Raw genomic sequence first — 7309 nt, forward strand, 5'->3', positions numbered from 1 at the left:
GATTAGCGTTCTTGCGTTCTACTCAAAATGGCTCTCCAGAATGACCTCGTGGGCCTTCAACGGCACGCGGAGCCTGCGGCCAACTAACCGCTGAGCTGCCGAAGGCGGCAATCCGCCCATCGGTCGAACGTATTCCAGGTCGGCCAGCGCCAATCGATCTCCCAGAGCCAGATCTCGCGCCGCGACGATACAGCGTCGCATCGTTGCCGCGGATTCCAACTCCGCCGGCGATGGACGTTTTTCGCCGTTTCCCAAGATCGCGTCCGCGTTGCGAGTGATCGCAGCCAGTCGACGCAGGTCCTCTGGATCGGCGGATAAGGCATGATCTCTAAACGAATCCCGCTTCTTATCGAGTGTGAAGTGCTTTTCAATGATGCGAGACCCCAAGGCCAAGGCGAGCAGTGCCGCCTCAATCCCCAACGTGTGATCGGAGTAGCCGACTGTTAACCCAAACTCCGCCCGCAGGGTTTGGATGGCCCGAAGATTCGCTTCCTGGAGGGGGGTCGGATACATGCTCACGCAATGAAGCAAGGCAAGTCTGGAAGACAGCGATTGCTCACGGGGAAGATGTCTCGCAATCTCGTTTACGGCCACGTTGATTTCCGGCAGGCTCCACGTCCCGGTCGAGAGGAAGATAGGCTTCCCCAGCCTCGCCGCTCTCGCAAGAAGCGGCCAGAAATCCAAATCACCTGACGCGATCTTGACTGCGGCAACGAGGTCGCTGATCTCGTCCAGAGACTGTTCATCGAAGGCTGAGGCCATGAACAAAACACCTTTGGCGTTGGCCGCAGCCGCCAAATCAGCGAAGACTGAATGCGGAAGCCGGAATCGCGACAACTGCTTGATCCGCGCCGCCTGCGACCGATTGACCAATCGGTCCGGCCTGATGACCTGGACTTTGACCGCGCCGGCTCCGGATTCAGCGGCGGCCTGGACGAGTTCCAATGCCAGCCGGGGGTCTCCTTCATGATTGTTGCCGATTTCGGCAACCAGCAGAACTTCGCGTTCCAGATCAACTGAGCCAACTTTCATGGTCCAACCGATCCTTTCTCCACGTGGGCATGCAACACGTAGGTCGTCTCGCTCGTGCGGAATCCGCAGCGTTCGTACAGGCGGATCGACGGGACATTCGCAGCCTGCGTGCCCACTCTTAATGATGCGGCTCGGCCGGCCGACTGCGCGATGAAGGTCTGCACCAGCCTTCGCCCTACGCCGCGGCCTTGACAGCACTTCGCGACTCCCACGAGATCAATAACGCGCTCTCGTCCTTTGTGCCCGGTCCTGCTCAGGATGGCCAGGAAGCCGACAAGTGCTCCCTCTTCTTCTGCCACCAGCAGCCGATCCCCGCGAGTGCCCTGGAAGTAGCTGTCTGCCCAGGCGCGTTTGACCGAATCAGCGAGAGCACGTGGAATTCGTGGATCGAGATGAAAGCGAGAATACGCAAAGCAACTTGCTGCGATTCCCAGCACGGCTTCTCGGTCACGCAGTTCAAAATCCCGAACCAGTGGATCGATTGATCCTGGAACTGAAGCCGGACCCGGCTCGCGTTCGAGTGAGACGTTGACGTCCACGACTCTGAATCCCACCTGAGTCAAAGCATTCACTTGATCGATCCGTCGCGTAGGAACCCTGGCAAAATAGAAAGCCGGGCGTCCCTGGGAAGTCTCGCGAAGAAATGCTTCTAAACGAGCCCTTGCATCCGGTTCGCCCTCGGATTCGTCGAGGGTCACCTTGAAGACGGGATAACCAAATACCTGGCTAAGCCACGCATCAGGCTCGAACTTCATCAAGTGCGTTGCAAGGCTTACGACGACCTATGGACGCCGGCGGGGGCGTCAAGGAATCGATTTGGAGAAGCGCCTCAGGCCGCCATCCGGTCTTCCCGCCAATAGTGGTAATCCTTTTGAAGCTTCTTGTACCAGTGAATGTAGTTGGTAAACCCTACTTCAATCGGGTACTGCGGCTCATATCCGAGTAGTTCCCGAGCTTTGCGGATGCTCAAAGTGCCCCGATACGGCATCAGTTTGTCGCGTTCCACGTACTGGACTGGGGATTCGGGAAATGCCTCCCGAATGATCGCCACCAACTCGTTCACGGATCGGGATTGGCCAAACGTTAAATTGAAGATTTGGTTCCTCGCGTTGGGATTCGTAATGGCCAGTTCAATCCCGGCGGCGAGGTCGCCAATGAAAGTGAAGTCCAGTTTCTCCGATCCGTCACCGTCCACCCGCAATGCTCCGCCGCTCATCGCGCTTTCGATGAAGATTTGCCCAACCCGTCGGCTGACACAGCGTGGACCATACAGTGCGGAGGGCCGGATGATCGTGTAAGGCAAGTCAAACACCTGCTGGTATGCGATCACCATCTTTTCCCCGGCCACCTTCAACGCACCGTAGATTCCAATGGGCTCCAGAGGATGCTCTTCGCTGACTTCCTCCGTGAGAAAATTGCCATACACCATGCTCGAAGAAAAATAAATGAACTGCTCGACCTGCCCGCGAGCGTTGTCGAGGGCGTTTTCCAGTGTCCGCAAGCTGTGGTCAAACGTGCTGTATGGGTCTTTGTTCGAGCGCCCGGCGTGCGAAACCGCGGCTAGGTGGACGATCACATGCGGGCGAACCTTGGCCAGCACATGACTCAACCCGTGATAATCACGCGCATCCTGAATGTGGAGCTGGATGCCCGCTTCACGGAGCAAATCCAATCGCTGGTTGATGATCTGAAGATAAAGATCGCGGTTATGAAAGTCGGTGTTGCCGGACACGAACGTCAGGAGATTATTTACCTGGAGCCCGTCAATTATTTCCACGTGCGCCCCTTGCCGGGCCAGGCTGAGCGCCAGATTATGACCAATAAACCCGGCGCCGCCAATCAACGCGATCCGCCGCTTCTTCAGCTCGATCTTCATACGTTAGTCTCTTCTTTCACGATGCTTACAAACGCCTGGGCGACGTAGTCGATATCCGCTGTCGTCAGATGTGGACCGACAGGCAGAGCGATCGATTGGTCGCTGATCGCCTCTGCGGAGCAACAAGCTTGCCGGTTGTAGCCATACTTCGCCCGGTAATACGTCATTCGGGGCACCGGTTGGGGGTAGTACACGCTGGTTCCCACGCCAACCGTGTTCAGCCGGGCAATCACGCGATTCCTGAACTCGACCGAGGCCTTCTCCAGAACCACGCTCAGGCAGTAATGACTGTTGGCCATTTGCTGATCCTGGGAATCCAAAACTCGGACCTCACGCAAAGAGGACAAGCCACTTCTCAGCCGTTCAAAGTTTTCCTTACGGATCGCCAGGTTTTGCCTCATCCGCCGCAACTGGGACCGGCCCAATGCTGCCTGCATTTCGCTCATTCGGTAATTCAATCCCAGGGTCGGCACGTCGTACATCCCCGGAATCGCACGCTCAGAATGCTTGCGGTCCACCCCAAAGGCCCTCAGCTTGCTCACCGCCTCTGCGACTGACGGGTGCCGGCTGACAAACATTCCGCCTTCTCCGGTGGTAAGATGCTTGACGGGATAGAACGAAAAACAACCCGCATCACCCCATAGGCCGACATGCTTGCCTCGGCAGTGCGAGCCCAAGGCGATAGCGCAGTCTTCAATGATTCGCAGCCCGTGCAGTTCGGCCAGGGAAACGATCCCGGCCATCTCACAGGGGATCCCAACGAAATGCACCATCGAGACCGCCTTTGTCCGTCGAGTGATGGCTTTGGCGATGGCGTCTGCTGTCACGTTGCCGGTTCGCGGATCGCAATCCACAAAAACCGGTCTGGCACCGACCCACTCGACCGCATGCGCAGTGGCGGTGTGGGTTTGGGCTGGCACGATGACTTCATCCCCGGGACCGATGCCGAAGTGGAGATAAGCCAGGTGCAGCGCCGCCATGCACGAACTGACCGAAACACAATGAGCGCCTTCGCCCAGAAACGCTCCGAATTCTTCCTCGAACGCCTTGCAATGCGGTCCGTGGGTTAGAATGTGGCCGTTCAGAACTTCAAGCACCGCCTGGCGGTCGTCCTCCGTGATCCAGGGGCGGGCGAACGGAATCTGCCGCGCGTCACTCATACGTATTGAATTTCGATCTTTTGATCTTTCGCCATCGCGTCATCAGCCCCAACGCAGGCGCTGATGACGTCAAATTCGCGCTGGGCCTCGGCCTCGGTCTTGTCCGGATCGAGAATTCCTCGAATGAATCCGGGAATGAGGTCGCCCTTGGAAGCGGGGAGCGGCGGCAAATCGATCTTCCTCGCCGCCACGCCGGGCTCACGCGCGTCGTGAATCCGGGGGCCTTGATCGTCATAAACGAATGTCTTCTTGGTGCCGAAAATACGGACGATATGATGATGCCGGTGCACGCAGCCAAAATTCGCTGTGATCCGCCCAACCATTCCGGACGAGAACTGGAAAGTGGCTGCGTGGAAATCCGGGTAGCAAAAGGCCGTCCCGGTCGTGCAGATCCTGTTGCCCGAGGCCGTAACAGAATCGGGTTTTTGTCCGGTGATCCACAGCATGAGATCGACCAGATGCACCCCGCCTCCCAGCATCACCGAGTAATTCGAAACGTCCTTTCGCCAGCCCTGCGTGATCTTGCCGAGCCGTCCGTAGAGGTAATCTCCGTCAAACGCGTAAATCTCGCCGAACTCGCCCTGTTGAATCACCGCTTTCAACCAGAGGCAGAGCGGCGCGGCTCGCAGAACCAGATTCGAGACCAGCCGCCGTCCGCCGCTCTCGATCCACGTTTGCTTGAGCGCGCGCACTTCATCGAGCGTGCGGCACAGCGGTTTTTCGACAAAAACATGCTTGGCCGCCCGCAGCGCTTGCACCGCCTGGCCAAAGTGAGCGTCGTCAAACGAGGCGATGGAAATGATCTGGACTTCCGGATCGGACACGATCGTTTCAAAATCCGGCGCCGCGGCTCCCACGCCCAGTTTTTCGGCAAGCGTTCGGGCGCGGGCAGGCTCCAGATCATAGAGCCATCGAATCTGGCACGTGGGAAGACTGCGAAAAGCGACCGCGTGTTGTTCGCCGACGCCCAACCCGCAAACCGCGACCGTCAAGGGCTTTCTCACAGAGTGGATTGGGCTGCTGACCATTGTTCCAGCCGGCGCAGATCCTCGATCGTATCCACAGCGAGGCTTTGCTCCGCCAGTTTTGGATTGGCCGATACGATGTTGACGATGCGATATCGCTCCGGGTGGGTGTAGAAGACTTTCGTCGCGTGCTCCTGCTCCTCTTCCGACAGCGTTCCCGGGTCGATCTCAGCGAAGGTCGCGGAATTGACCAATTCCAGGCTTTGACCCCGCGGAAACGTCCGGCGCTGGATGTTGGTCACCAGATCGACATCACGAGCCCGTTCGGACAGCATCCGGTTGACTAAACTCGGGTCCAACAGCGGACTATCGGCGCACACGCGGAAAAACCATCCGCACGGGAAACTGCTTAAAGATTCTCGAAAGCGCAAGAACACGTTTTCCAACGGCCCGCGGAAGACGGCGACGCCCAGGCCTGTTGCATAGGCGGCCAAAGGATCATCTGAGGCATCCGTGGAAGTTGCGACCACGATGCGATCTCGCGGCACAGCTTGCGAAAGCCTCTCCACCACGTGACGAATAATTGGGCGCCCGAGAAACGGAGCCAGGACCTTCCCCGGAAACCGGCTGGAACTGGTTCTGGCCTGGACGAAGACACGCGTGTCATCCATGGCTGCTCGTCGGTTCGCCGGAATCATGCCGCGAGTTCCGGGGCGCAAGGGGAGTTCCTGGCGCCCGTGCCGGCCGCGAATTCCAACTCAGCCTCGGCGGCCGGGTGCGACGGATGCAACCTGCGCAGAGCATCGATCGCAAACTCGTGGGTTTGCGGATCTTTGCAGACACGGGCGAGGTGCGCCAGCGCGAGTAACCCGCGCCCAACAATTCTTGAATCCGCCCTTCCGCATGCGCTTCACCTTTTCTGGGAACGGATGGGGCTGACCTATGGCAAGGTTGGACAGGAGGTGACGGCAACGGCACATCGCCCACGACCGCCGAGCGCAAGAAAGTGGCCCAGAATTTCCGGAAATCAAAGTGTGCGTGAAACCAGTCGTACCCTGAGCGCGCGATCTTCTCCCGAGCCGCATCGTTCCGGGCGAAGTAGGCGGCTTTCTCCAAACAGTCCGGAATATCTTCATAATACGCCAGACAGCCTTCGGGAATGAGTTTCCGAGTTTCCGCGCTGGCATCTGCGAGCACAAACGCGCCGCAGGCCAGGAATTCAAATATCTTTCCTTTGACCTGGTCCCGCCCCTTGCCCGTTTGAGCGCACACACAGACTTTCGACTGATTGATGGCTTCCACGTATTGATCCCACGGCAGCCATCGATCGGTCAGGCGCTCGCGGTCGGATGCACCTTGGCACTTCTCCCAATCGATGAGTCCGCCCAGCTTGTGAAAGAAAATACCCAGGCCGGGCAAACGGCCCGCCAGGAATTTCTTGAAAATTGTGCGCTGGCCCTCATTGCTTCCCAGCAGCGTTACGTCATAGCGCTTGGGAAGCTCCACTTTGCGAACTTGATCCGTGAAGACATTGTGGCCCGTCGTGAAAAGGACGCCCCGCGGACCGCAACCGAACTCAGCCCGGCGCCAGTACTTCTCGAAGCAGGAAATCGACGATGCGATCCCCAGGCAAGTGCAACTGTAAAACCACTCCAGTTCGTGCGGCGCAGGCTCCAGGAATGTGTCCCACACTTGCGTGTACACCGGAACGCCGCGGCCCATGATCGCGTGCAGCAATCCGCTGCCCACGGATTGATTCGGCCACGTGGTGGAGTTGATCACCAGGTCGGGCTGAAACTCCTCCACCAGTGTCAGGATCTCCCGGTCCATGACCGCGCGCCCCGCAGCCTTCAGGACCCGTTGGTAGCAGTAGTCGCGGTGCTCGCGGACCATCCCGCAGTTCAGAATCGGGAGCCGCAATTCATGGTTGGACGGCTCGTCTTCCCAACCGACGTACTGCTCGGGATTGAGGAACAGGACTTTCATCCCGAAGTCAGCCTGTGAACTCGGCCGCGGCGTGAATCAGTTCTTGCTAAAGCTGGTCCGGATCTGCTTCAAGGGCGCGCAGTTTGGCCGCCAGCCGTTCGGCGCGTTCAGCTTCCTTGTCAGCACGCTGGATGCTTTCCCAAGCCTCCATGAAGGGTCGCCTGTCCGGATACCGGATTTGCAGTCGTTCGTCTTCCAAATGGACACTGATGCCCAGCCTGGGACTCCGCCAGCCGTTCAGCTTTGAGATCGATTGGAACTCAGTCAGCCCACGCTGCCAGCCCTCCACC

7 protein-coding genes are annotated in these 7309 nt (G+C 58.5%); all 7 read right to left on the reverse strand.

All coding sequences use genetic code 11. The features are described from left to right. Positions 1-18 precede the first annotated feature (18 nt). Positions 19-1032, reverse strand: a complete 1014-nt coding sequence (locus FJ398_01635; GenBank protein ID MBM3836657.1) for a hypothetical protein — start codon at positions 1030-1032, stop codon at positions 19-21. Further along, positions 1029-1787, reverse strand: coding sequence for a GNAT family N-acetyltransferase (locus tag FJ398_01640; GenBank protein MBM3836658.1), 759 nt, complete (start codon positions 1785-1787; stop codon positions 1029-1031). Before FJ398_01640 ends, FJ398_01635 begins: the two co-directional genes overlap by 4 nt. 74 nt (positions 1788-1861) lie before the next feature. Further along, a complete protein-coding gene (locus tag FJ398_01645) occupies positions 1862-2908 on the reverse strand; it encodes an NAD(P)-dependent oxidoreductase (protein ID MBM3836659.1) in 1047 nt (348 codons plus the stop codon). Continuing rightward, entirely contained in the window at positions 2905-4068 is a 1164-nt protein-coding gene (locus FJ398_01650) for a DegT/DnrJ/EryC1/StrS family aminotransferase (protein MBM3836660.1), read from the reverse strand. The genes FJ398_01645 and FJ398_01650 overlap by 4 nt, the downstream gene beginning before the upstream one ends. After that, the gene (locus FJ398_01655) at positions 4065-5096 is read right to left on the reverse strand and encodes a Gfo/Idh/MocA family oxidoreductase (protein MBM3836661.1); all 1032 of its coding nucleotides are present in this window, start codon (positions 5094-5096) and stop codon (positions 4065-4067) included. Before FJ398_01655 ends, FJ398_01650 begins: the two co-directional genes overlap by 4 nt. Further along, positions 5069-5731 (reverse strand): hypothetical protein, encoded by a 663-nt coding sequence (locus tag FJ398_01660; protein MBM3836662.1) that lies wholly within the window; start codon positions 5729-5731, stop codon positions 5069-5071. The genes FJ398_01655 and FJ398_01660 overlap by 28 nt, the downstream gene beginning before the upstream one ends. Then, positions 5697-7019 carry a glycosyltransferase family 1 protein gene (locus FJ398_01665; GenBank protein MBM3836663.1) on the reverse strand — a complete coding sequence of 441 codons (1323 nt, stop codon included), beginning with the start codon at positions 7017-7019 and terminating at the stop codon, positions 5697-5699. The genes FJ398_01660 and FJ398_01665 overlap by 35 nt, the downstream gene beginning before the upstream one ends. Positions 7020-7309 lie beyond the last annotated feature (290 nt).

It is taken from the genome of Verrucomicrobiota bacterium, from assembly GCA_016871535.1.
Classification (GTDB): Bacteria; Verrucomicrobiota; Verrucomicrobiia; order Limisphaerales; family SIBE01; genus VHCZ01.

Bases quoted from the DNA above. Each gene is read 5' to 3' on its own strand.
- FJ398_01650 (MBM3836660.1), bottom strand. From the start codon at position 4,068: ATGAGTGACGCGCGGCAGATTCCGTTCGCCCGCCCCTGGATCACGGAG.
- FJ398_01655 (MBM3836661.1), bottom strand. From the start codon at position 5,096: ATGGTCAGCAGCCCAATCCACTCTGTGAGAAAGCCCTTGACGGTCGCG.
- FJ398_01635 (MBM3836657.1), bottom strand. From the start codon at position 1,032: ATGAAAGTTGGCTCAGTTGATCTGGAACGCGAAGTTCTGCTGGTTGCC.
- FJ398_01640 (MBM3836658.1), bottom strand. From the start codon at position 1,787: ATGAAGTTCGAGCCTGATGCGTGGCTTAGCCAGGTATTTGGTTATCCC.
- FJ398_01660 (MBM3836662.1), bottom strand. From the start codon at position 5,731: ATGATTCCGGCGAACCGACGAGCAGCCATGGATGACACGCGTGTCTTC.
- FJ398_01645 (MBM3836659.1), bottom strand. From the start codon at position 2,908: ATGAAGATCGAGCTGAAGAAGCGGCGGATCGCGTTGATTGGCGGCGCC.
- FJ398_01665 (MBM3836663.1), bottom strand. From the start codon at position 7,019: ATGAAAGTCCTGTTCCTCAATCCCGAGCAGTACGTCGGTTGGGAAGAC.